Raw genomic sequence first — 456 nt, 5'->3', positions numbered from 1 at the left:
TAAATTGACTCAAATTGCCATGTTGGTAGAAAGTTTGAAAACATGCTCTAATTCCCTTCTGAAATTTTGCTACTATAATAATAGATTAGTAGATTACGTTTACGCAAGACACACGAATCATTCCATTTAGCAATAACACGGACCCAGGAGAAAAACAACTCCCAGCTCTTTTAGGTAAGCTAAATATTATGCCAAAGACTTCTTTCATTCTTCAACAACGGCCGTAAATGCTGCTGCATCAGTAATAGCAAGATCAGCCAACATCTTGCGGTTAACTTCGATGTTAGCCAATTTCAAGCCGTGCATCAATTGGCTGTAGCTGATGCCGTTCATACGAGCTGCAGCGTTGATACGAGCAATCCACAACTTGCGGAAGTTGGACTTGTTCTTTCGACGATCACGGAAAGCGTATTGGTATGACTTCATTACTTGTTGCTTAGCAACCTTGAATTGAGT

Annotated in this window: 1 protein-coding gene; it reads right to left on the bottom strand. The window is 40.1% G+C overall.

The window, feature by feature from the left end:
* Positions 1 to 204: 204 nt before the first annotated feature.
* Positions 205 to 456, bottom strand: a 252-nt coding sequence (rplT, locus tag KJQ99_RS09700; RefSeq protein ID WP_214150710.1) for a 50S ribosomal protein L20, incomplete at its 5' end; no start/stop codon positions are given.

It is taken from the genome of Campylobacter sp. 2018MI13, from assembly GCF_018501135.1.
Classification (GTDB): Bacteria; Campylobacterota; Campylobacteria; order Campylobacterales; family Campylobacteraceae; genus Campylobacter_E.
The sequence above is the reverse complement of the archived record's forward strand: the minus strand, read 5'-3'. Positions and strand labels throughout refer to the sequence as shown.